Origin of the sequence: Ancylobacter vacuolatus (genome assembly GCF_030813595.1) — a bacterium.
GTDB lineage: Bacteria > Pseudomonadota > Alphaproteobacteria > Rhizobiales > Xanthobacteraceae > Ancylobacter > Ancylobacter vacuolatus.
This window is the reverse complement of the sequence record NZ_JAUSUH010000012.1, coordinates 155,355-178,225: the sequence shown is the minus strand read 5'-3', so window position 1 is coordinate 178,225 and position 22,871 is coordinate 155,355. Positions and strand designations below refer to the sequence as shown.

The 22,871-nt window shown below is 71.4% G+C and carries 16 protein-coding genes; 3 read left to right on the top strand and 13 right to left on the bottom strand.

The window, feature by feature from the left end; genetic code table 11:
- Positions 1-44: 44 nt before the first annotated feature.
- The 13 genes from addA to J2S76_RS21110 form a co-directional block, all read right to left on the bottom strand.
- Positions 45-3,470 (bottom strand): double-strand break repair helicase AddA, encoded by a 3,426-nt coding sequence (gene addA, locus J2S76_RS21170; RefSeq protein WP_307063798.1) that lies wholly within the window; start codon positions 3,468-3,470, stop codon positions 45-47.
- Positions 3,467-6,556 (bottom strand): double-strand break repair protein AddB, encoded by a 3,090-nt coding sequence (addB, locus tag J2S76_RS21165; RefSeq protein ID WP_307063796.1) that lies wholly within the window; start codon positions 6,554-6,556, stop codon positions 3,467-3,469. Before addB ends, addA begins: the two co-directional genes overlap by 4 nt.
- 39 nt (positions 6,557-6,595) lie before the next feature.
- Positions 6,596-7,315: a nucleotidyltransferase family protein gene (locus tag J2S76_RS21160; RefSeq protein ID WP_307063793.1), complete on the bottom strand. Its 720-nt coding sequence runs from the start codon at positions 7,313-7,315 to the stop codon at positions 6,596-6,598.
- Complete coding sequence (gene tsaE, locus J2S76_RS21155) at positions 7,312-8,997, bottom strand: tRNA (adenosine(37)-N6)-threonylcarbamoyltransferase complex ATPase subunit type 1 TsaE (RefSeq protein ID WP_307063791.1); 1,686 nt, start codon at positions 8,995-8,997, stop codon at positions 7,312-7,314. Before tsaE ends, J2S76_RS21160 begins: the two co-directional genes overlap by 4 nt.
- 4 nt (positions 8,998-9,001) lie before the next feature.
- On the bottom strand, positions 9,002-11,647 hold the full coding sequence (locus tag J2S76_RS21150) for a sensor histidine kinase (protein WP_307063790.1): 2,646 nt from the start codon (positions 11,645-11,647) through the stop codon (positions 9,002-9,004).
- Between the two features lie 145 nt (positions 11,648-11,792).
- Complete coding sequence (gene cysK / locus J2S76_RS21145) at positions 11,793-12,776, bottom strand: cysteine synthase A (RefSeq protein WP_307063787.1); 984 nt, start codon at positions 12,774-12,776, stop codon at positions 11,793-11,795.
- Between the two features lie 132 nt (positions 12,777-12,908).
- The gene (locus J2S76_RS21140; protein WP_307063785.1) at positions 12,909-13,352 is read right to left on the bottom strand and encodes an RrF2 family transcriptional regulator; all 444 of its coding nucleotides are present in this window, start codon (positions 13,350-13,352) and stop codon (positions 12,909-12,911) included.
- Between the two features lie 9 nt (positions 13,353-13,361).
- Positions 13,362-13,835 (bottom strand): dUTP diphosphatase, encoded by a 474-nt coding sequence (gene dut, locus J2S76_RS21135; protein WP_307063784.1) that lies wholly within the window; start codon positions 13,833-13,835, stop codon positions 13,362-13,364.
- Positions 13,832-15,061, bottom strand: a complete 1,230-nt coding sequence (gene coaBC, locus J2S76_RS21130; protein WP_307063782.1) for a bifunctional phosphopantothenoylcysteine decarboxylase/phosphopantothenate--cysteine ligase CoaBC — start codon at positions 15,059-15,061, stop codon at positions 13,832-13,834. The genes dut and coaBC overlap by 4 nt, the downstream gene beginning before the upstream one ends.
- 130 nt (positions 15,062-15,191) lie before the next feature.
- Complete coding sequence (locus tag J2S76_RS21125) at positions 15,192-16,739, bottom strand: hypothetical protein (protein WP_307063780.1); 1,548 nt, start codon at positions 16,737-16,739, stop codon at positions 15,192-15,194.
- A 112-nt stretch (positions 16,740-16,851) separates the two neighbouring features.
- On the bottom strand, positions 16,852-18,420 hold the full coding sequence (gene ubiB, locus J2S76_RS21120; RefSeq protein WP_307063778.1) for a 2-polyprenylphenol 6-hydroxylase: 1,569 nt from the start codon (positions 18,418-18,420) through the stop codon (positions 16,852-16,854).
- Positions 18,421-18,424: 4 nt separating this feature from the next.
- Positions 18,425-19,204 (bottom strand): bifunctional demethylmenaquinone methyltransferase/2-methoxy-6-polyprenyl-1,4-benzoquinol methylase UbiE, encoded by a 780-nt coding sequence (ubiE, locus tag J2S76_RS21115; protein WP_307063776.1) that lies wholly within the window; start codon positions 19,202-19,204, stop codon positions 18,425-18,427.
- Positions 19,205-19,392: 188 nt separating this feature from the next.
- Complete coding sequence (locus tag J2S76_RS21110; RefSeq protein ID WP_307063775.1) at positions 19,393-19,869, bottom strand: hypothetical protein; 477 nt, start codon at positions 19,867-19,869, stop codon at positions 19,393-19,395.
- A 198-nt stretch (positions 19,870-20,067) separates the two neighbouring features.
- On the opposite strand from J2S76_RS21110, the gene J2S76_RS21105 reads away from it, so the two are divergent.
- The 3 genes from J2S76_RS21105 to J2S76_RS21095 all read left to right on the top strand — a co-directional run bounded on the left by J2S76_RS21105 (position 20,068) and on the right by J2S76_RS21095 (position 22,852).
- Positions 20,068-20,586, top strand: a complete 519-nt coding sequence (locus J2S76_RS21105; RefSeq protein ID WP_307063773.1) for a GNAT family N-acetyltransferase — start codon at positions 20,068-20,070, stop codon at positions 20,584-20,586.
- Between the two features lie 6 nt (positions 20,587-20,592).
- A complete protein-coding gene (locus tag J2S76_RS21100; protein WP_307063771.1) occupies positions 20,593-21,507 on the top strand; it encodes a DMT family transporter in 915 nt (304 codons plus the stop codon).
- A gap of 118 nt (positions 21,508-21,625) precedes the next feature.
- A complete protein-coding gene (locus tag J2S76_RS21095; RefSeq protein ID WP_307063770.1) occupies positions 21,626-22,852 on the top strand; it encodes an ABC transporter substrate-binding protein in 1,227 nt (408 codons plus the stop codon).
- Positions 22,853-22,871 lie beyond the last annotated feature (19 nt).

Here is a 22,871-nt window from a genome sequence, read left to right as displayed (position 1 = left end):
GAGGCTGAAAGTAGGTAGCCGCCCCCCGGTGCGTCAAGGCGGCGTCACCCCAACGTGACACTTTCCACCGCCCTCTCCAGCGCGGTGCCGTCGAGAGGGTGGACAAGCGGGCCGGCCGTATAGACCAAGAATGCCCGCACTTGCTTGCGTGGGAATAGCCTGCCCAGCAGCCGAGCATAGAGCGCGACCTGCCGGACATGCGCCTGCGGCATGGCAGATGCGACGGCCGGGACATGCCGGTCGGTCTTGAAATCGGCGATCAGCACAAGATCCTCGCTGACGCTCAGCCGGTCGATGCGGCCGGAAACCGGCGTGCCGTCCTCCAGCTCGCCGGCCAGCGGCACCTCGCCAAGGCTGCCGGGCGCGAACAGGGGGGCGAGTTCCGGCAAAGCGAGCGTCGCCAGCGCCTCGGCCAGCAATTCCTCGCGCGCCGCCTCCGGCCAGTCGGAGCTTGAAGCCAGAAGCCGCCGGCCCGGCTCGGCCCGTGCCGCGCCCGGCAGCGGCGCCAGCGCCGCCATCAGCCGGTGCAGCAGGTCGCCGCGTTCCAGCGCCCGCGCCATGGGGCCGGTGGGGGTGGGCGCGAAGACATCGGCGGCAGAGGGGCGCAGGCTGGCCCGCGCCAGCGGCTCGATCACCGGGCGCGCCAGAAGCCGCGCCAGTGCCCGCTCCTGCGCCTCCAGCGGCGAGGCGACGGGGGCCGGCAGCGCCACTGCGGCGGTGGCATCGCTGCCGCCGCGCCAGCGCAGCACCGTGCCGGCAAAGCCGGTGGCGGGGTGCTCGGCCGCTTCCGGCTCCAGCGCCCCGCGCACGAGGTCGTACCAGCACTCGGCCGGGCGCTGGCGCGCGCCATCCGCCCCGCACAGCACCAGCGCGGTCTCGGCGCGGGTCAGCGCGACATAGAGCAGGCGGCGATATTCATCCTGCTGCGCCTCGTCGCCACGCTGGCGGGCCGCCGCCATGGACGGCGTGTCGCCCTTCTTCGCGGGAGCGTGCAGCGCCACCCGGCGCCCGTCCGGCAGTTCGACCCGCAGCAGCCCGGCTGTGCGGCGGGTCATCGGGCCGGAGGTGGTGTCGGCGAGGAGGACATAGGGCGCCTCCAGCCCCTTGGCGCCGTGCACGGTCATCACCCGCACCTCGTCGCGCCCGGCCTCCATGTCGCGCTTGGCCTCGGCGCCGCCGCGCCGCAGGAATGCCAGAAACCCGGCGAGCGAGGGCGCTTCCAGACTCTCATAGGACCGCGCCAGCGCCAGCATCTCGTCGAGCGCATCCGCCGCTTCCGGCCCCAGCCGGGCCAGCATGGCGGCCCGTCCCCGCTCGCGCCCGAGCACGCGGGTGTAGAAATCGAACGGCCGCAGCCGCCGCGCCTCGCCGCGCAGCCGTTCCAGCCGCCCGGCGGCCGCCGCCCATGTCGGGTTCTCCCCGGCGCGGGCGGCCAGCACCTCTTCCAGCCGCCCATCGCGGCCGGGCGCCAGCTTCATCAGATCCGCGTCGTCGAGGCCGAAAAGCGGGCTCTTCAGCACGCTGGCCAGCGCCAGCTCATTGTCGCGCGCCAGCAGCGCGTCGCCCAGCGCCATCAGGTCCATGACCGCGATATGCTCGGCCACCACAAGCCGGTCCGCGCCCGCCACGTTCACCCGCGCCTGCTTCAGCTCGCGGATGATCGAGGTGAACAGCCCGTCGCGCCGCCGCACCAGAATGAGGAAATCGCCCGGCCGCGCCGGGCGGGTGCCGTGCCGCCCGGTGACGGGAAACCCTTCCGCGATGCGCGCGGCGATATGGGCGGCGATCTTCTTCGCCAGCCTTCCCTTGGGGTCGTCGGCGCCGGGCGCGTCGAGCGGGCGCTGCCAGGCGTCGACATCCACCTTCTCGCTCGGCACTTCCGGCTCCCACATCTCCACCAGCGCCGGCAGCGCGGCGTGGATCGGTGCGTGTACCGGGGGCTTGGCCTCGGCGGAGAGGCCGCGATAGGAGGCCTCGCGGCCAAACACCGCGTCCACCGCCTCCAATATGCCCGGCGCCGAGCGGAAGGAGTGCTGTAGTTCCACATGCACGAAGCCGGCGCCGCCCGCCGCCTCGAATTCGCGCCGCACCGTATCGAAGCGGCGGGGATCGGCGCCCTGAAAGGAGAAGATCGACTGCTTCTCGTCGCCGACCACGAACAGCGTGCGCGGCAGCGGGCTGTCCACGCCGCCGCCCTCGCGCGCGCCCATGCCGGCGAAAAACTCGGCGACCAGCGGGCGGATCACCTCCCATTGCTCGGGGCTGGTGTCCTGCGCCTCGTCGAGCAGCACATGGTCGATGCCCTGGTCGAGTTTGTAGTGCACCCAGGCCGAGGCGCCCGAGGCCAGCAGCCGCCGCGCCGCATCGACCAGATCGGCGAAATCGAGCACGCCGCGCACCGCCTTGGCCCTGACATAGCGCCGCGCCGCCTCGCGCCCGAGGATCAGCACCGCGCGGCTGCGCTCGAAGGCGCGGGCGGCCGCGAGTTCGCGCGCCAGCGGGGCGATGCGGTCGCGCTCAGCGATCAACTGGGGGTATTTCGCCCGCGCCGCCGCATTGCCGAACTGGCCATCGGCATAGGGCTCGCCATCCTCCTTCAGGAACACGCCGGCATAGGCTTCGGCCACCGCCTCGTCAGGCGCCAGCGCCGCGGCGCGCAGGCCCTGGCCGCGCCTCGCGCAATTGCCGCCTTCCAGCACCAACGCTTCCGCCAGCCCAATCCAGGCGCCGCGCGGGATCAGCGCGCCCTCGATGATCGCCCGCTCGATGTCGAGGGAGGCCACCGGCGCGTCGAGCCCGACGGCGCGGGCCAGTTCCTCGTCGCTGGCCTCCAGCGCCGGCGCGTCGGCCACCAGCTCTTTGAGCAGGTCGCTGATGCCGGTGTCGGAGGTCAGGCCGACGATCAGCGCCAGAGCCTGGCCGAGATCGCTGTCGGGGGCGCCGGCGGCCTGCAGCACCACCTCCGCCCGCACCCGGGCCAGCAGTTCCAGCCGCGCGGCTTCCTCCAGCTCGCCGAAGCCCGCCGGCACCCCGGCCTCGAAGGGGAAGGCGTGCAGCAGCGCGCCGCAAAAGGCGTGGATGGTCTGGATCTTCAGCCCGCCCGGCGTCTCCAGCGCCTGCGCGAACAGGCGCCGCGCCTGCGCCCGCCGCAGCGGGGCGGGCTCGCCGCCATCGGTCCTGAGGATTTCCTTGTCGAGTTCCTCGTCCGACAGGGTGGTCCATTTGCGCAGTTCGCCCAGCACCCGGTTGGCCATGTTGGCGGCGGCGGCCTTGGTGTAGGTGAGGCACAGAATGCGCCCGGGCGGCACGCCGCGCATCAGCAGGCGGATCACCCGCCGCGCCAGCACATGGGTCTTGCCCGAGCCGGCATTGGCCGAGACCCAGGCCGAGAACATCGGGTCGGAGGCGGAGGTCTGCAGCACGGTCGCCGCCCGCAGCGCACCGGGGGCAAGGTCGGTGGTCTCGCTCATTCCTCGCCCTCCCCGCCGGTCGACCATTCCTTGGCCCGCGCCAGATGGTCGTAATCGCCATAGCGCCCGCCGAACATCGGCCGCGCCAGCGAGGCATAGCCGCGCGAGGGGTTCTCGAAGGCCGCGATCAGGGTCTGCAACCGCGCCAGCGTGTCGGTGGCGAGGCCGGCGGCGGTGGTGTCCTTGTCGACCGCGCTCACTTCCTTCACCTCCGCCGTGCCGAGCCTGACATAGACCAGCGCGGCGGCCTCTTCGCCCGGCACATCGGGGAAGCACCCTTGCGCCGCCATCGCCGCCTCCAGCGGCAGCTGCGGGGAATAATGCACCGCCGTCTGCCGGGCGGTCGGCACCGCGCCGGTCTTGAAGTCGAGAATGGCGAGGCCGCCATCAGTCAGCTGCTCGATGCGGTCGGCGCGGCCGGTCAGGGTGAAGCGCCCGCCGGCCAGCGGCAGCCTGCCATATTGCTCGGCGAGCACGCGGCGCGTGCGCTCCCGGCGGGTCCGCTCCCAGGCGATCACCCGCGGCACCAGCCGGGCAAAGCGCGCCCACCACAGCGCGTGCTCGGCGGGAAACTGTTCCAGTGGCGCGAAGGCGGCGCGCCCATAGTCCAGCAGCACCGCCTCGGCGTTCGCCGGCAATCCTTCGGGAAACGCCTGCGCGAAGGTGCCGAGCGCGTCATGGATGGCGCTGCCGCGCTCCCCCGCGCCCGGCGCCTCGTCGAGCCCGTCGAGCGGGGAAAGGCGCAGCACATGGCGGGCATAGATGGTGTAGGGGTCGCGCAGCCAGGTCTCGATCTCGGTGACGCTGAGCTGTTTGGGGCGCAGCGCCAGCGGCGGCGCCGGCTCGGGCCGGGCGATGCGGGCCGCCGGCTTCTCCTCCTCGATGAAGGCGGCGAGGCGACGGAAACGGTCGCCACGGCTGATCGCCGCCTTCCAGCGCGCTTCCCCGCTCACCGCCGCGAGGCGCTGGAGGAAGCGCGAGGGCACGGTCGGCGCCCCGCCGAGCTTGCGCGGATAGGACAGCACCAGCTCCGGCGCGCCGCAGCCCTGCGCGAAATCGTGGGCGGAAAGGCCGATCCGCCGCTCCGGCGCCTCCAGCCCCAGCGCCGCGCGCATCGGCCGGCTGAGCCAGGGGTCGGCGCGCACCGCATTGGGCCAGGTCTGCTCGACGAGGCCCGCCAGCACCACGAGGTCGACGCCGACAAGCCGCGCTTCCAGCGGCCCCAGAATGCGCAGCCGCGCGCCGGGCAGCAGCGGCGGGCGCACCGGCTGGCTGGAGAGCAGCAGCACCAGCGCGGCGGCATAGTCGGCCAGCGTCATGGCGGGCGCGTGCGGGGCGCCCTCCGCCAGCCTGTCGAACGCATGCGCCAGCTCGGCCAGCGCGGTCGCCTCGGCGGCGGAGTCGCTCTCAGGCCCCCCGGCCTCCGGCCCGCTCCACGCCGCCGCGATGGCGGCCCGGTGTGCCTCAAGCAGGGCGGCGAAGGGGTGCTCGCCCTCCCCCAGCGCCAGCAGCGGGGCGAGGCCGTCCGCGATCTGCCGCGCCAGCGCGTCGGCCAGCGCACGCCGCTCCTCGCCGATCGACGCCCGCGGATCGCGCGGGTGAAAATCGCGCGGGTTGAAACCCGCCGCCGCCTCGGTCAGCCCCTGTGCGCCCGCCGCCGGGCGCGGGCCGCGCAGCACCATCATTTCAAGCGCGTCGGCGCCGGCGTCGAGCGTGGCGCGGGCGAGCCCGAAGCGGGCGAGCGGGTGGCGCAGCAAAGCGGAGAGCGGCAGCGGCGCCAGCGCGTCGCGGCAGGCATCCGCCACCAGCCGGGCGAAGCGGCCCGGCCCGCTCTCCGACAAAGGCTCGCCGGCGGAATCGTCGATGGCGACCTCGAAGCGCAGCAATTCGGCCGTCACCCGCCGGGCGAGGTCGCGGTCGGGGGTGATCAGCGCGCCGGTGCGCCCCGGCGTCTCCAGCACCTCGCGCAAGGCGAGCGCGATGGCCAGCGCCTCCTCGCGCGCATCCTCCGCCTCGATCACGCGCACATCGGCCAGCGCCGCGTCGATGGCGGCGGGGCTGAGCCGGTCGGAAAGGGTGGCCCATTGCTCGGTGGAGGCGACGGGACGCAGCGCTTCGGAGAGCAGCCGCTCGCGCCCATGGGCGGCCGGCGGCGCCAGCTCGCGCACGGCGTCGCGGGGTACGCGCATATGGCGCTGGAGCAGCAGCGCGAGGCCGTATTGCGGGTGGCTCGGCGCGCTGGCCTGCTCGTCCGTCAGCGCCTCCCATGAGCGCGGGTCGAGGGTGAAGTCGAGCCCCGGCAGCACCACGGCGCCGCGCGGCAGATGGGCGATGGTGGCGAGCAGCCGGGCGGTGGCCGGCATCGAGCCGGTGGAGCCGGCGGCGATGACAGGCCCGCCCTCGGGCAGGCTCGCCAACCGCTCGGATTCGGCGGCGATCAGCCGGTCGCGGCGCACGCTGGCATCGACGCAGCCCTCCGCCTCCAGGAAGGCGGGCCAGAAGTCGCGCGCGATCTTCAGGAAGTCGAGCGCCATGTCCCAGTAGCGGTCATGCTCGCCCGGCACCAGCGCGTCCAGCCGCTCCCACGGCACTTCCTGCGCCGCCATTTCGTCGATCAGCCGCGCCAGCTCGTCGGCCAGCGCGAATTCCGCCCCCGGCCCAGCGGCGACGGCGACGCGGCCATCCTGCCCCGCCAGCGCCCGGCGCCAGGCGCGGATGAGGCTGGCCAGCGCCAGCCGGCGGGTGGTCGGCGGCACCTGGCGCGGCGGGTCGGTGTAGCTCTCGGCAAAGGCCAGCGCGTCCTCGTCGACATCGCCGACCGGCACGATGCGCGGCAGCAGCGTCACCCCCGCGCCCATGCGCTGGCGCAGCGCCTCGGCCAGCAGGCGCCCGGCGCGGCGGGTCGGCAGGAAGACGGTGGCGGTGGCCAGAAGCAGCGGATCGCCGCGCGGGGCGAAGCCCGGAACGAGGTCGCCATCGAGCAGCGCATCCGCCAGGACAGAAACGAAGGGAGCGGAGGGCGGAATGGAGAACAGCCGGGGCCCCCGGCGCTGCGCGTCAGGCGACAGCTGCGCGTCAGAGGTCATGCGCGCGCTCCACGGGGCATCGGGGGGGCGGGCACGGCGTCAGTCCTTCGAGCGCGCAATGGCCTCTTCGGCCTCGGCGATGGCTTCAGGCGTGCCGACATGCATCCACACCCCTTCCATGCGCTGGCCATAAAGCCGGCCGGCCTCGGCGGCGCGGCGGAACAGCCGGCTCAGCGAGAACGCCCCCTCCGGCACGTCGCGGAAGATACCGGGGGAAACCACCGCCGCGCCAGCATAGACGAAGGGCACGGTAAGGCGTTCCGGCCGGGGGGTGAGGCGCCCCTCCCCGTCCATCAGGAAATCCCCGCGCCCCTCATAGCCGATGGAGATCACGGCCGGCGCCAGCAGCAGGCAGATATCCATCAGCGCGGGATCGAAGCGGGCGGCGAGCGTGGGCAGGTTCGGGCGAATGCCCTCGATCCAGATCGTGTCGGCATTGACGACGAAGAACGGGTCGGGCCCGAGCAGCGGCAGCGCCCGGGCGATGCCGCCGCCCGTCTCCAGCAGGGCGTCGCGCTCGTCGGACAGCACGATGCGCGGCCGGGTGCGGGAGGCGAGATGGCGCTCCAGCAGATCGGCATGGGCGTGCAGGTTGACCACGGCGGTCGTGACACCGGCCGCGTCCAGCCGGTCGAGCGCGACGTCGATGAGGGTTTTCCCATTGACCTCGACCATCGGCTTGGGCAGGCGGTCGGTGATCGGGCGCATGCGCGTGCCGAGGCCGGCGGCGAGCACCATGGCAGTGGTGATGGCGGTCATGAACGGCCGGGCTCGTTCGGCGTGGAAGACGCGGGGGACGGCGCGGACGGCACCGAAGACGGGGCGGCCGGCGCTTTCGCCGCGACGGGAAACACCGCCGGCCGCACGCCGGGCGGCAGCCGCGAGGCGCCGGGCGCCGGCACATGGTCCTTGTACCAGCTCGCCAACCCGCCGAGTTCGGGGAAGGACAGGCAGCGCTGGAGATAGCCCCAGATGCGCGGCAGATGGGCGAGATAGACCGGCTTGCGGTCGCGCTGGTTCAGCCGGGCGAAGATGCCGAGGATCTTGGTGGCGCGCTGGGCGCCCATCACCGCATAGGAGGCGGCGAAGCCCTTGGTGTCGAAGGAGGCATCACCCGCGCGGCGGGCCTTCACATAGCGGGTGAGCAAGGCGAGTTCGAGCGCCTCGGCCACATCCACCCGCGCATCCTGCGCCAGCGAGACGAGGTCATAGGCGGCCGGGCCCATTACCGCATCCTGGAAGTCCAAAAGGCCGATCCGCGCCAGCCCGGTGCGCTCGGGCAGCCACATCAGGTTCGGCGAATGATAGTCGCGCAGCACCCAGACCGGCTTCTGCGCCAGCGAGGGCGCCAGCGCCGCCGCCCAGAGCTGGCGGAAGGAGCGGTGGGCGTCCGGCGATACCCGTGTGCCGGCATGGGGCAGGTACCAGTCGAGCAGCAGCTCCACCTCGATCAACATCGCGTCGAGATCATAGGGCGGCAGGCGGTGGTCGAGGCCGGTGGTGACGGAAACCGTCGACGGCAGGTCCTGCCCGTGCAGTGCCGCCAGCACGTCGACCGCGAGTTCGTAGCGCTCCGGCACCGGCGCCGGCGGGGTGCCTTCCAGCACCCCCTCACGGCCGAGATCCTCGATAACAAGCAGGCCGGCATCGAGATCGCCGCCATAGATGGCCGGCGCCGAGAAACCGCGCGCCCGGAGCGCCCGCGCCATCGCGACAAAAGGCTTCACGTCCTCGGCGAGATGGGCGATGGCGCTATAGGGTTTGCCGCCGCGCACCGGCGGGCCGTCGGGACGGCGCGGGGCGTTCATCAGCACCGCGCTGCGCTTGGCGCCGATCAGCCGCTCATAGCTGCGCGAGGAAGCGTCGCCCATGAGGTGCCGGCGCTGCGCCGGGCCGAAGCCGACCTGGTCGATCAGCGCCCGGATCGCCTTCATGCGGTAGAGCCCGCCGGCCATCCTGCCATAGCCGAACAGGCGCACCCGGCGCATCTTCTCGGCGCCCTCGGCGGGAAGGGTGATGTGCACTTCCATCCGGTCCGGCTGCAGCACCGCGCCCTCGGCGCGCTCGGCCCATTCCACCAGCGTCACCGCCCCGTCGGTCTGTTCGGTCCAGCCGAGCTCATCCAGCTCGGACGGATCGCCGAGCCGGTAGAGATCGGCATGCACCACGCGGTGGCGCGGCAGGTCGTAGGTCTGCATCAGGGTGAAGGTGGGGCTCGGCACTTCGAGCGCCGGGTCGCCGGCGAGCTCGCGGATGATCGCCCGTGCCAGCGTGGTCTTGCCGGCACCGAGATCGCCGCCCAGCGTCACCAGATCGCCCGGCCGCAGCAGGGCGGCGAGATCCATGGCGAGCCGCCCGGTCGCGGCCTCGTCGGGCAGCACGACGTCCCAATGCGCCACCGGCGAGGTCGGAACGGCTCCCGTGCTGCGGTTGTCGATCATCGCTCTACTCCGCCGCGTCCCGGCCGGCGTCCGCCGCGCGGGGGAAGGTGCAGGTGACGAGGGTGCCCCCGCCCGGCGCCGCGCTCAGGCTCACTGTACCGCCATGCAGCGCCACCAGCGAGCGCACGATGGAAAGGCCGAGCCCGACGCCGCGGTGGCGCGAGCCGGCGGTGTGGCTCTCGAAGCGGTCGAACACCCGCGCGCTGATTTCCGGCGGGACGCCCGGCCCGGTGTCACGCACGCGGAACACCACCTTGTCGTCGCGCCGCTCGGCCGAGAGCGTGACAGTGGAGCCCTCGGGCGCGAAGCCAACGGCATTGGAGAGCAGGTTGTACAGCACCTGCCGCACGCGCTTGCCATCGGCGCGGAAGGTGCCGGCGGCCGGCGGCGGCTCGATCGAGAGGCGGATTCCGCCCTCGGCGAGGCGGTCGCGCACGCCTTCCGCCGCCGCCTCCATCGCCGCGCGCAGGTCCACCTCGCCCAGCTCCAGCGTCATCGCGCCGGCGTCGATGGTGGCGAGGTCGAGAATGTCGTTGATGATCGCCAGCAGCGCCGCGCTGCTCTCGGTGATGTGGTTCACATAGGCGCGCTGCTTGGGGTTGAGCGGGCCGATGCCGGTGTCGTCCAGCAGCTGGGCGAAGCCGATGATCGTCGTCAGCGGCGAGCGCAGCTCATAGGAGACATGGCCGACAAAGGTGCTCTTGAGGTGGTCGGCGGCGACCAGCGCCTCGTTGCGCTCCACCAGCGCGCGCTCGACATGCACGCTGTCGGTGATGTCGCGCAGCGTCACCAGCGTGCCGCCATCCGGCAGCGGCTGGGTGGAACCGTCGAGAATGATGCCGTCGCTGCGCTCCATGCGGAACTCGGTCGGCACCCGGGCCTCGATGCCGGTAACGGCGGCGCGCAGCGTCGGCCACACCGCACCATCGGCGGTCAGCCGCCGGCAGGCCTCGGCCACCGCGTCGATATGGGGATGGGCGCCGAGCGCGGCCTTGTCGAGATTCCACAGCCGCCGGAAGGCGGAATTGGACAGGCCGAGCCGCCCGTCGCTGCCGAACACCGCCACCGCCTCGGCCAGCGCGTCCAGCGTCTCGCTCTGGATGCGGGTGAGCGAGTTGAAGCGGCTTTCCAGCGCGAGGCGCTCCGTCACCTCGTCGAACAGATAGGTGACGCCGCCCTCGGGGTTCGGGGCGGTGACGACGCGCAGCGTGCGCCCGCCCGGCAAATGCCACCAGTGCTCGCGCGGCTCGATGGCGCGGTAGGCGCCATGCAGATCCTCGCGCCAGACGCGGAAATCGGCCTGTTCGGGCAGGCGCCGCGCCGCCCGCAGCCGGTCGAGCACCGCGCCGTCGGTCGGCCGGTCGTCGAGAAAGGCGGCGTCGAGCTCGAACAGGCTGGCATAGGCGGCATTGTGGAACACCAGCCGCTGGTCGGCGCCGAAAATCGCCACCGCGGTCGCCAGCTGGTCGAGCGTGCGGCGATGGGCGCCGACGACATGGGCGAGCTCGGCCCGCACCGTCTCGGCCTCCGTGGCGTCGAGCGCGATGCCGGCGGCGCCGCCGCCAACCGGCACTTCCAGCACGTCGCGCACCTGCCGCGTGCCGGCGATCACGACCGGCAGGCGCGCCTTGAAGGGCTGGCTGTCCGCGTGCAGCGCCTGCGCCCGGCTGCGGGTCTGCCGGTCGAGCAGCGAGAGGTCGCGCTGGGTGGCGTCATGGCCGTCGCGCGCTTCCACCGCATGGGCGTAGGCGGCATTGCTCCAGCGCAGCCTTCCGTCCTCGCCGCCGACCCAGACCGGGGCGGGCAGTGCCTCCAGCAGCGCGCGCAGCGCCGAGGTCTCGTCGTCAAGGGCGCGATAGGCGGCTTCCAGGCGCGCCTGGTCGAGCCGCACGCCGGTAATGTCGCGCAGGCGCAGCACCACGGCCGAACCGACCGGACGCCCCTCCGCCTCGACGAAGCGGCCATCCTGCGTCGCCAGCGTGGCGGTGAGCGGCGCGCCGCGTGCCCGCAGCCGGTCCACCGCCGCCTCGATCTCGCCCGCCGAGGCCGGGCTGAGCCAGGCGCCAAAGGCGAGGATGCGCGCGGGGGCGGCGACGCCGGTGAAGGCGGGGGTGTTGCCGATGATCTCCGGCTCGGCGGCGGGATCGCGCCAGACCACGACGATCTGCGGCTCGGCCATCAAGAGGGCGCGCGCCTCGTCGATCTGCGCCTCCAGCCGGGCGATCTCGCCGAACGCCTCCGCCTCGCGGCGCAGCGACTGCCGGCGGTAGCGCAGATGCACGATGGCGGTGGTGGCGGCGAAGACGATGAGGCCGACGACGAGGGCGAGCCCGATCAGCGCGCTCGGGTCCTGCACCGCCAGCACGGCGAACAGCCCGTCGGCGGCGGGCTGCCCGGCGGGCTGGGCGTGGGCGGGAAAGCTGTGGGCGGCAAGGCCGGAACCGGCCACGCCCGCCACCTTGGCCGGCGCAGAGGCGAGAACGCGCGCCATCTGGCGGGCAAGGCGCCTCAGCAGACGCGCGGCGAGGCGTCGCCACTGGCGCGGGGCCAGGCGGATAACAAGACTGGGAACCGGACGCGGACCACTGGCGGCGCGCGCGTCGAGGCGCCAGCCGTCTTCCGTCCCGCCCTTGCCGGCCGGATGCGCCATCCGCGCCCGCCTCCCCTTGCCGACTGCCGCCCTCCGGCAGGCGCCCCGCCCATGGCGAGGCACCGAATCAACGCGACTTTATCGAAGCCGGAGTCGCACTAGAAGGGCCGGGGGCGCGCTACACAGGCCAAGGACTAAAGTCCGCTCAAAGTCCTTCGAACAGGGCGGTAGAAAGATAGCGCTCGGCGAAGGAGGGGATGATGACCACGATCGTCTTGCCCTCGTTCTCCGGCCGCGCGCCGACCTCCAGCGCCGCCGCGATCGCCGCGCCGGAGGAGATGCCGACCGGAATGCCTTCCAGCCGGGCGATGGCGCGGGCGGTCTCGAAGGCGGTCTGGTTGCCCACCGTCACCACCTCGTCGATCACCGAACGGTCGAGCACGTCGGGCACGAAGCCGGCGCCGATGCCCTGGATCTTGTGCGGGCCGGGCTGGCCGCCTGATAGCACCGGGCTGTCCTCGGGCTCGACCGCGACCATGCGCAGGCCGGGCTTGCGCGGCTTCAGCACCTGGCCGAGGCCGGTAATGGTGCCGCCGGTGCCGACGCCGGAGATGATGATGTCGACCGCGCCCTCGGTGTCGTTCCAGATTTCCTCCGCCGTGGTGCTGCGGTGGATGGCGGGATTGGCGGGATTGCGGAACTGCTGGGGAATGATGGCATCGGGAAGCTCCTTCACCAGCTCTTCCGCCCGCGCCACCGCGCCGCGCATGCCCTGCGCCGCCGGGGTCAGCACCAGTTCGGCGCCGAGCAGCGCCAGCATCTTGCGACGCTCGACCGACATCGATTCCGGCATAACGAGGATCAGCCGATAGCCGCGCGCGGCGGCGACGAAGGCCAGCGCGATGCCGGTATTGCCCGAGGTCGGCTCGACCAGCACGGTGCCGGCCTTGATGACGCCCGCCTCCTCCAGCGCCTCGATCATCGAGACGCCGATGCGGTCCTTGACGCTGCCGATCGGATTGAAGAACTCAAGCTTGGCAAGGATGCGCGCCTTCACGCCGCGCTCGGCCGGCAGCCGGTTCAGCTGCACCAGCGGCGTGTTGCCAATGGTCTCGGTGATCGAGGAATAGACGCGCCCGCGCCCCGGCTTGTCGGCGGTGGCGGCGGTGTGGGGAGCGGTGTCGGCCATGGGTGCCTCCAGCAAGCGGACCGGCAAATTGGCGCGGCCCGTCAGTAGCGAGTTGTTCTTCAACGAACGGTTTTCGCCGGCAGGGCTAACATATTCACGACTCAAAGTCGAGAAAACAAATTAACTACAAAATCAGATGGTGAAATCGATGCCTTCGGGCATCCCCTTGCGCAGCGTGTTCTGCGCGGCGGCGCGGCAGAGATCCTCTACCGTCACCGCATCCAGCGCCGCCTCGAAGGCGCGCTCCGCCTCGGCCACTGCCGGCTGCACGATATCGCGGACGATGGCGGGGAAGGCGTCCAGCGCTTCCTCGCTCTCGGCCTCGACCACGCGCACCACTTCCGCCACCGTGATCCGCCGCCGCTCGCGGGCCAGCTCATAGCCGCCGCGCGGGCCGCGCACACCCTTCAGCACCCCGGCATGCACCAGCGCCTGCAGCACCGGCTCCAGATGGCGGGGCGGCAATTCGTGCCGCGCGGCGAGCGCCTTGGCCGCCACCGGCATGCCGCGGGCGTGCAGCGCGACGTCGACGACGGCGGCGATGGCGAGGAGGCTTTTATCGGAGAGGCGCGGCATGGCTCTTGGCTAGCGCGATATTTGCCGGCCGTCGAGCCCTGTGGAGCCAAATCCACCTTCTCCCCGCGTTGTTTCCTCCAAATTCCCGACTTCGACCAGATGAATGCGTGTCACCGGCGCCACCACCATCTGGGCGATGCGCTGGCCGCGCTCCAGCACCACCGGCTCGGCACCGAGATTGACGAGGATCACCTTCACCTCGCCGCGATAGTCGGCATCGACCGTTCCCGGCGCGTTGAGCACCGTCAGCCCCTGCTTGAGCGCGAGGCCCGAGCGCGGGCGCACCTGCGCCTCGAACCCGTCAGGCAGCGCCAGCGCCAGCCCGGTGGGCACCGCCGCGCGCGCCAGCGGGGCGAGCGTCAGCGTCTCGCCCTCCGCCAGCGCCGCCATCAAATCGAGCCCGGCCGAGCCCGGTGTGGCATAGGCGGGCAGCGGCAGGCCCTCGCCATGCGGCAGCACGCGCACAGTGACCTCAATACTCATGATTCACTCTCCCTCTCGCCCAGCGCGGCGGCGATGCGGGCGATCAGTCGCTCGGCAACCTCCGCCTTGGAGGCCGGCGGCCAGGCTTCGCCGCCGTCGGCGGTGATCAGATGCACCTGGTTGGAATCCCCGCCCATCACCCCGCCGGGAATGCCGCTCTGGGCGGAGACATCATTGGCGACGATCCAGTCGCAGCCCTTGCGGGCGCGCTTGGCCTGCGCATAGGCCACGACATTCTGCGTCTCCGCCGCGAAGCCGATGACGAGGCGCGGGCGGCCCGCCGTCCGGTGCGCGATGGTGGCGAGAATGTCGGGATTTTCGGTCAGGGCCAGCGGCGGCAGGGCGCCGCCGTCCTTCTTCATTTTCTCCGGCGCCTCGCTCGCGGCGCGCCAGTCGGCCACCGCAGCGGCGAAGATGGCGACATCGGCCGGCAGCGCGGCCTCCACCGCCGCCAGCATGTCGCGCGCGCTTTCCACCGGGCGCACCGTGACGCCAGGCGGCGCGGGCAGGTTCACCGGGCCGCTCACCAGCGTCACCCGCGCCCCAGCGCGGGCGGCGGCGGAGGCGAGGGCGTGGCCCTGCTTGCCGGAGGAACGGTTGGCGATATAGCGCACCGGGTCGATCGGCTCATGCGTCGGGCCTGACGTGACCAGCACATGCCGCCCGGTCAGCGGCCCCCCGGCCGCCAGCATCGCTTCTACAGTGGCGGCGATCTCCAGCGGCTCGGCCATGCGCCCGGCCCCGTCCTCGCCGCGCTCGGCCATCGCCCCGGCATTGGGCCCGACAAAGGCGATGCCGTCGGCGGCCAGCTGGGCCGCGTTGCGGCGGGTGGCGGGGTTGGCCCACATCGCCGGGTTCATCGCCGGCGCCAGCAGCACCGGCCGGGTGTTCGCCAGCAGCACGGCGGAGGCGAGGTCGTCGGCGAGGCCATGCGCCATCTTCGCCATCAGATCGGCGGTGGCGGGGGCGACGATGATCAGCTCCGCCTCGCGCGACAGGCGGATATGGCCGATATCCTGCTCCGCCTCGCGGTCGAACAGCTCGGTGAAGACGCGGTCATGCGACAGCGCCCCGGCCGCCAGAGGCGTGACGAAATGCTGGGCGGCGGATGTCATAACCACCCGCACCGAGGCGCCGCGCTCTTTCAGCCGGCGGATCAGGTCGAGGCTCTTATAGGCGGCGATGCCGCCGCCGATGATGAGCAGAAGGCGCTTATTGGCGAGCATGGCGTTTCCCGAAGGCCCGGAGCGGGAGGTCGGGCGTTCATACAGCCAAACGCCGATTCGGCCGAAGGGCAACCGCGAACATGCTGAACGCCCGCCGCCGGCAGGAGGGCACCGGCGGCAGGCGCGCGCCTTACTGCGCGAACTGAAAACGCGTCGGCATCGGCGTGGCGAGGCTCGGCAGGAAGCTGAAATCGGACGGCGTCTTGTTGTCCACCAGCGTCGCCGCGCGGTGGCAGCCGATGCAGGAGCCGACACCGCCGGAAGCGGTCGGCTGGGTGTTGTTCTGGATGTAGGTTTCCAGCGTCGCGTTGGAGAGCAGGCCGGGCACGGCGTCGGCCGGATAAGGCGCGAGGCGCGTTTCCAGCCCGGCCCCCCATTGGGTGCCCACCAGCTGGTAATTGGCCAGCGGCGAGCCGGCGAGCGCCTTTTGCCATTGCTGGTTGAGCGCCACCGTCAGACTGTAGATCTGCCAGCAGCGCACCACCTGCGGGCCGGAATAAAGCGTGCGCGTGCCCACGCTCACCGGCTGGGCATAGCCCTTGGCAAAGGGCTGGACCGGGCTCCAGACGAAGTTGGGCAGCGTGGACGAGGCTGTGGGAGGAACGTTGGTCGTCGTGCTGGAGGACGGGACGAAATAGGACGCCGCAGCGGCGCTCGGCGCCGCGCCGCAGGAGGGGCGGTTGAGGTTCACGCACCCGACCGGAGCGGCCGGATCGCAGGCCGCCGGTGCCAGCGGGGCGTTGTCGACATGCTCGAAAGTGGACCAGATCCATTCGGGCAGCAGATTCTTGTTCGTTGCATAGTCGGGATTGCGCTGGATGATGTGCATGCCGACCATGCCCACCGTCACATTGGCGCAGATCGGCTGGGTGTTGCTCACGAGGTCCGGCGCCACCGCCAGCAGCACGTTCTGGGCGATGTAGCGGCTCGCATTGTCATTGGGCCCGAGCACGCGCCAGGCGATCTTCAGCTCCATGGAGCCGCGCGCGCCCTGGGGGTCGGTGGAGGAGGCGGTGAAGGCGACGCTGTTGCCGGCCGCGACGAAGTTCGTCTGCCCCGCGACGGTGAGCAGCGTGTTGAGCAGGTTGCCGTCCGGCGCCGCGAGATAGGCGATTTCGGTGACGTTGAGCCGGCGTTCATAGAGGGTCCAGTTGCCGTTGACGTCGATCAGCGGCACGTCGGTGGAGGCCTGGTAATAGTCGTCATTCTTCTGGGAAGGGTTGCCCTTGCCGTCGCTACCGATGGAAATGACCGGCAGTTTGGACGGGTTGGCGCAGGAAGCCTGTACGGGCGAATTGCCGAACACCTGGTTCACCTTCGCCCAGCCCTGCCAGACGCGGGAGCCGGCGGCGGCGAGGCCGGTGGCGGCGGGGGCGGATTCGGTGCCGGCGATCCAGTTGAGACCGACGAAGCTCTGCCACGACATGTTGTCGAACGGAGTCTGCGAATCGTCGGCGCTGCTCGTGGGCAATTGCCCGATGATGCCTCTGTAGCCGACGTGTTGGCCGAGCGTCGGATCCGGGCCGATATAGGCCGGGATGATCGCGCAGGGCGCGCTGCTGCCATTGGCGCAGAACTGCGCGGCCGGCACATAGGGCGACTGGCTGTAAGCGTATTGCGCGGCGGCCGAGGTGAGGCCGACCGCTCCGGCGAGGCACAGCATGGTGAGGGCACGCATGGTCCTTCTCCCCGCAAAGGTTGCAGGGAGTAGCATTACACCATTTTCGCCAAGTTCGCAGCCTAAAGTTGCGTAGATCCGGCTGCGCAATCCGGCCTGACGCGCCCCCGCCTCAGAACAGCATCTGCACCAGGATCAGCCCGGCGATCGCCCACAGCGCCAGCGTCATCCAGCGATTGCCCCGCCCCTCGGCGCGGCCGATGGCGTCGGTGGTCTGCGGCGAGAGGGTGAGCCCGTCGCGGGTGGCGGCGTCGAGCTGGGCGGCGATACGCTGGCCATGGGCGATCAGCTCGGGCAGCGTCTGCAGCGAGCGGCCCACCGCGCCGATGCCGGTCGCCACCTCCTCGATCCGCCCGGCCGGGCCGAGATTGCGCTCGATCCAGGCCCGCACCACAGGCTCGGCGGTCTTCCACATGTCGAGCTGCGGGTCGAGATTGCGGGCGACGCCTTCCACCACCACCATGGTCTTCTGCAGCAGCAGCAGTTCGGGCCTTGTCTGCATGTCGAACAGCGCCGTCACCTCGAACAGCAGTGTGAGCAGCTTGGCCATGGAGATCTGGTCGGCGCGGCGCGAATAGATCGGCTCGCCAATGGCGCGGATCGCCTGGGCGAAATCCTCCACCGAATGGTGCGGCGGCACATAGCCGGCCTCGAAATGCACCTGCGCCGTGCGCAGCCAGTCGCGGGTGATGAAGCCGAACAGGATCTCGGCGAGGAAGCGCCGCTCCTTGTGGCCGAGCCGCCCCATAATGCCGCAATCCACCGCCACCAGCTTGCCGTCCGGGTCGATGAACAGATTGCCGGGGTGCATGTCGGCGTGGAAAAAGCCGTCGCGCAGCGCGTGCCGCAGGAAGGACTGCATCACGATGCGCCCGAGCTGCGGCAGATCGTGCCCCGCCGCGCGCAGCGCCTCCAGATTGTTCAGCTTGATGCCGTCGACCCATTCGGTGGTCAGCACCTCGCGGCCGGTGCGGTCCCAATCCACTGCCGGCACGCGGAAATCGGGGTCCTCGGCGGTGTTCTGCGCCAGTTCGGACATGGCGGCCGCTTCCAGCCGCAGGTCCATCTCCATCGTCACCGAGCGGGCGAGCGTATCGACCACCGCCACCAGCCGCAGCCGCTTGCCCTCCGGCGAGGAACTCTCGCCGAGCCGGGCGGCGCGGTAGAAGGAGGAGAGGTCGATGCGGAAGCGGCGCTGCACGTCCGGGCGCAGCACCTTCACCGCCACGCGGCGCGCGGTGCCGTCGGCCTCGATCACCTCGCCCTGATGCACCTGCGCGATCGAGGCGGCGGCCAGCGGCAGGTCGAGCCTGGCATAGACCGCGCTCACCGGCCGGTCGAAGGTGCGGGCGATGGTCGCCTCTGCCACCTCCTGCGGAAAGGGCGGCATGCGGTCCTGCAGCAACTCCAGGTCGCGGGCCAGCTGCGGGCCGACCACATCCGGCCGCGTGGCGAGGAACTGGCCAAGCTTCACATAGGACGGGCCGAGCCGCGACAGCGCGGCGCCGAGCCGGGCGGCGCTGGAGGCCGGGCCGCGCCGCTCGATCAGCCCTGCCAGCGCGAATAGGGGTTCCGAACCGGGCGGGCGCACGCCGGGGTCGATGCGCGAGGCGACGCCCTCGCGCGCCATCACGAAGCCGGCCCGGGCGAGGCGCAGATAATCACCGAGGGGAGTGGCCACGGCGCTAGATCCGCACGCCGGAATGCAGCGCGACGATGCCGCCGGTGAGCGGCTGCCACGCCACGCGCCTGAACCCCGCTTCGCGCATCAGATCGGCGAAGGCTTCCGGCGGGGGAAATTTGCGGATCGATTCGACGAGGTACTGGTAGGACTCGGCGTCGCCCGTCACCAGTCTGCCCATGCCGGGAATCAGCTTGAACGAATAGGTGTCGTAGATCGCGTCCAGCCCCGGCACGTCGACTCGGGAGAATTCCAGCACGAAACAGCGCCCGCCGGGCTTGAGCACCCGGCGCATCTCGGCAAGCGCCTTGTCCATGCGCGGCACGTTGCGGATGCCGAAAGCGACGGTGGCGGCATCAAAACTCTTGTCGGCGAAGGGCAGTTCCTCGGCATTGGCCTCGACGAACTCCACCCGCTCGGCGAGCCCGAGCGCTTGCGCCCGCTCGCGCCCGACGCCGAGCATGCCGCCATTGATGTCGGCCACGACAGCGCGGGTGCCCGGCCCACCGGCTTCCACCGTGCGGAAGGAGACATCGCCCGTGCCGCCGGCGACATCGAGCAGGCGGAAGGCGCGCTCGCTTTTGGGCGGGCGCAGGCGCGAGACCAGAAGGTCCTTCCACACCCGGTGCAGGCCGAGCGACATGAGGTCGTTCATCAGGTCGTAGCGGCGCGCCACCGAGTGGAACACCTCGTCGACCATGCGCTGCTTCTCGCCGAGCGGCACGGTGCGGAAGCCGAAATGGGTGTCGGCGCCGGCGCCGCCGGCCTGTGTGTCGCCAACCATGGGTGCGCGGCTCCCGCGTTCGATCCGAATTCGGGCCGGACCATAGCGGAGAGCCCGCGCCGCTCCAAGCCGCCGGGCGGGCGCTGGGGACGACCCAGCCCTGCGCGCGGCGCGCCCCCGCGCGCAGCACTCAGCAAGGCGCGGCACTAACCCGCGCGCGTTTTGCCCGGCGAATCAGTCCCGCCCGCTCAGGGGCAGCGGACATAGACCATGGTGCCGTAGCGGCCGGCCACTTCCGGGTCCATCCATTTGAGCACCAGCACCTGGCCGTCGAAGCGCAGCACTTCGCGGTCCGAGCGCGCGCCCGGCGGCTCGTCCGGCAGACCGATATAGATCGGGCCGTTGCCGACCTGCTTCGACACCACTTCGGAGGGCTGCGCGTCGTCGGCCAGATACATCATGAAGCCGCCGGACGGGCCGGCATTGATGACATAGGGCTGGCGGCAGCCCTGGCGGGCCTGCGCCTCGGTACGGGCGGCGTCCTCCGGCCGGTGATAGGCGGCAAGGCCCCATTTACCCATCACCTGCTGCGCCGAGATCGGCGAGGTGAACTGGGGCCGCGCCGGCTCGATCGGCCGGGGCGGAGGCGGGGAGGCGCAGCCGGCGAGCATGGCGGCGAGGGTGGCGACAAAGGCCAGACGGGCAACACAGCGAGACACGTTCATTGAGCACTCCGGAACGGAAGGCTGGCGGGCGGACAGTCACGGATCAAGCGCGGGCCTGCCATTTCAGATCCATGTATCGGGCATAATGAATGGTCTTTACGCCAGAAGACCAGCCGAACATAGTCCGCCCGCGCCCCGCCGTCGAACTCTCCCAGCCTTCCCGGTGAGAAAATGGACCGCCGGGCGGGAGTGTGTGACGTGAGCGATATCCTGATCCGGCCGGCGAGCGATGCGGATGGCGATGCCATTGCCGCGCTGATCGCCGCCGCCTTTGCCGAATATGAGGGCTGCGTGTTCGACCGCGCCGCCGAATTCCCCGAACTCGACGCCATCGCCAGCCATTTCGCCGGGCGCGGCGGCACGATCTGGGTCGCCGAGGACAGCGACGGCGTCATCGGCTCGATGGCGCTGGCGCCCACAAGCGACCCCGACGCCCCGCCGGGCGGGCTGGAGATCTTCAAGGTCTATGTGGCGCAGGCCGCCCGCCGGCGCGGCATCGCCCGCGCGCTGTTCGCCACCGCGCTGAACGCGGCCCGCGCCGCCGGCGCGCCGGAAATACGGCTGTGGACGGACACACGCTTTGCCGATGCGCACCGCTTCTATGAGCGCTGCGGCTTCACCCGCGAGGGGCCGGCGCGGGAGTGCCACGACCTCTCCGCCACCTGGGAATATTCCTACCGCCTGCCCCTCGGGGCCGCCGGGCCGCGCGAAGGCTGATCCCGTATGTTCCCCGCTTTCATGCGCGGCCGCCGCCTCGCCGGCCCCGCGCTCGTCACCATCACGGCGATCGGCTTCCTGTCGATCATGGATGGCATGATCAAATACGCCACCGCCGAGTACAGCGCCGGCCAGATCGCGGTGCTGCGCTATGCCTTCGGGTCGCTGGCGGCGGGCGCGGTGTTCCTCGCCACCCGCACCCCGCTGCCTGCCGCGACGACATGGCGCCCGCATCTGTGGCGCTCGGTGCTGGTGTCGATCACCGCCGTCACCTTCTTCTATTCGCTCTCGGTGCTGCAGCTCGCCGTGGCGCTGGCGCTGTCCTTCACCTCGCCTTTGTTCATCGCCCTGTTCGCCGCGCTGTTCCTGGGCGAGCGGCCGGGAAAGTCCATTTTGCTCGCGCTCGGGCTCGGCTTTGCCGGCGTGCTGGTGGTGCTGTGGAACGAGCTGGATGTGAGCGCCGGCGGCAGCCTCGCCAGCGGACCGGGCATCGCCGCCGCGCTGGTGGCGGCCGTCACCTATGCCCTCGCCATGGTGACGCTGAAGAGCCGGGCGGCGCGCGACCCCGCCCCGACCATCGTGCTGCTGCAGAACGTCTTTTCCTGCATGCTGGTGTCCCCGCTCGCCGTGCTGCACTGGACCCCGCCGACCGGGGCGGCGCTGCTGCTGTTCGTCGGCATCGGCCTGCTCGGCACGGCCGGCCATCTGTGCATGGCCTGGGCCTATGCGCGGGCGGACGCCAGCCGGCTCGGCGTGTTTGAATACACCGCCTTTGTCTGGGCGCTCGCCATTGGCCTGCTGGCCTTCAACGAGATTCCGGCACCGAGCACGCTGGCGGGCGCCGCCCTCATCGCCGGCGGCGCGCTGCTCGCCTCGCGGCGCAGCAAGGTGCGGGAGGCCGAGGTCGAGATCGGCCCCTAGGCCGAGCGACACCGGCGCGGGGCTGGACCCCGCGCGGCAAGACGATAGGTTAGGCCGGCAAACGCCCCCCTCGATGCCCCTTCGACGCTGCCCTCGTCGATCCACCCGGAGTTCTGCGATGCGCCCGACCCAGCGCCTGCGCGCGGCCCTGTTCACCGCCGCCGCCCTCGCCGCCGCGCTCATGTCGCCGGTTCTCTCCCCGGCGATGGCCGCCGAGCAGATCCGAATCGGCGAGCTCAACAGCTACAAGGCGCAGGCGGCCTTCCTCGATCCTTATCGCAAGGGCATGGAGCTGGCGCTGAAGGAGATCAACGCCGCCGGCGGGGTGATCGGGCGCCCGCTCGAACTCGTCTCGCGCGACGATGGCGGCAATCCCGGCGACGCGGTGCGCGTCGCCACCGAATTGCTGACGCGCGACAAGGTGGACCTGCTGACCGGCACCTTCCTCTCCCATGTCGGGCTGGCGGTGGCCGATCTCGCCAAGCGGCGCAAGGTGTTCTTCCTCGCCGCCGAGCCGCTGAGCGACAAGCTGACCTGGGCCGACGGCAACCGCTACACCTTCCGCCTGCGCCCCTCCACCTACATGCAGGTGGCGATGCTGATGCCGGAGGCGGTGAAGGCCAACCGCAAGCGCTGGGCCATCGTCTATCCCAACTACGAGTACGGCCAGTCCGCCGCCGAGACCTTCAAGCGGCTGCTCAAGGCGGCGCAGCCGGATGTCGAATTTGTCGCCGAGCAGGCCACCCCGCTCGGCAAGATCGACGCCGGCCCGGTGGCGCAGGCCATCGCCGACGCCAAGCCCGATGCGGTGTTCAACGTGCTGTTCGCCGCCGACCTCGCCCGCTTCGTGCGCGAGGCCAATACGCGCCGGGCGCTGGACGGCACCTTCGTCGTGAGCCTGCTGTCGGGCGAGCCGGAATATCTCGACCCGCTGAAGGAAGAGGCGCCGATCGGCTGGGTCGTCACCGGCTATCCCTGGTACGCGATCACGATCCCCGCGCACCAAAAATTCCTCGATGCCTACCGCGCCGCCTATGATGACTATCCCCGCCTCGGATCCATCGTCGGCTATGCCACCATCAAGTCCCTTGCTGCCGGCATCGCCAAGGCCGGCAGCACCGACACGGAGAAGCTGGTCGACGCCTTCGAAGGGCTGGAGGTGGACGGGCCCTTCGGCCCCTTCGTCTACCGCGCCAGCGACCACCAGGCGACGATGGGGGCCTTTGTCGGCACGCTGGCGGTGAAGCACGGGCGCGGCATCATGCTCGATCCCGTCTATATCGACGGCGCCAGCGTCCTGCCCTCGGATGCCGAGGCATTGAAGCTGCGGCCGGCAGCGAACTGACGCGACGGCAGGCGGGAAG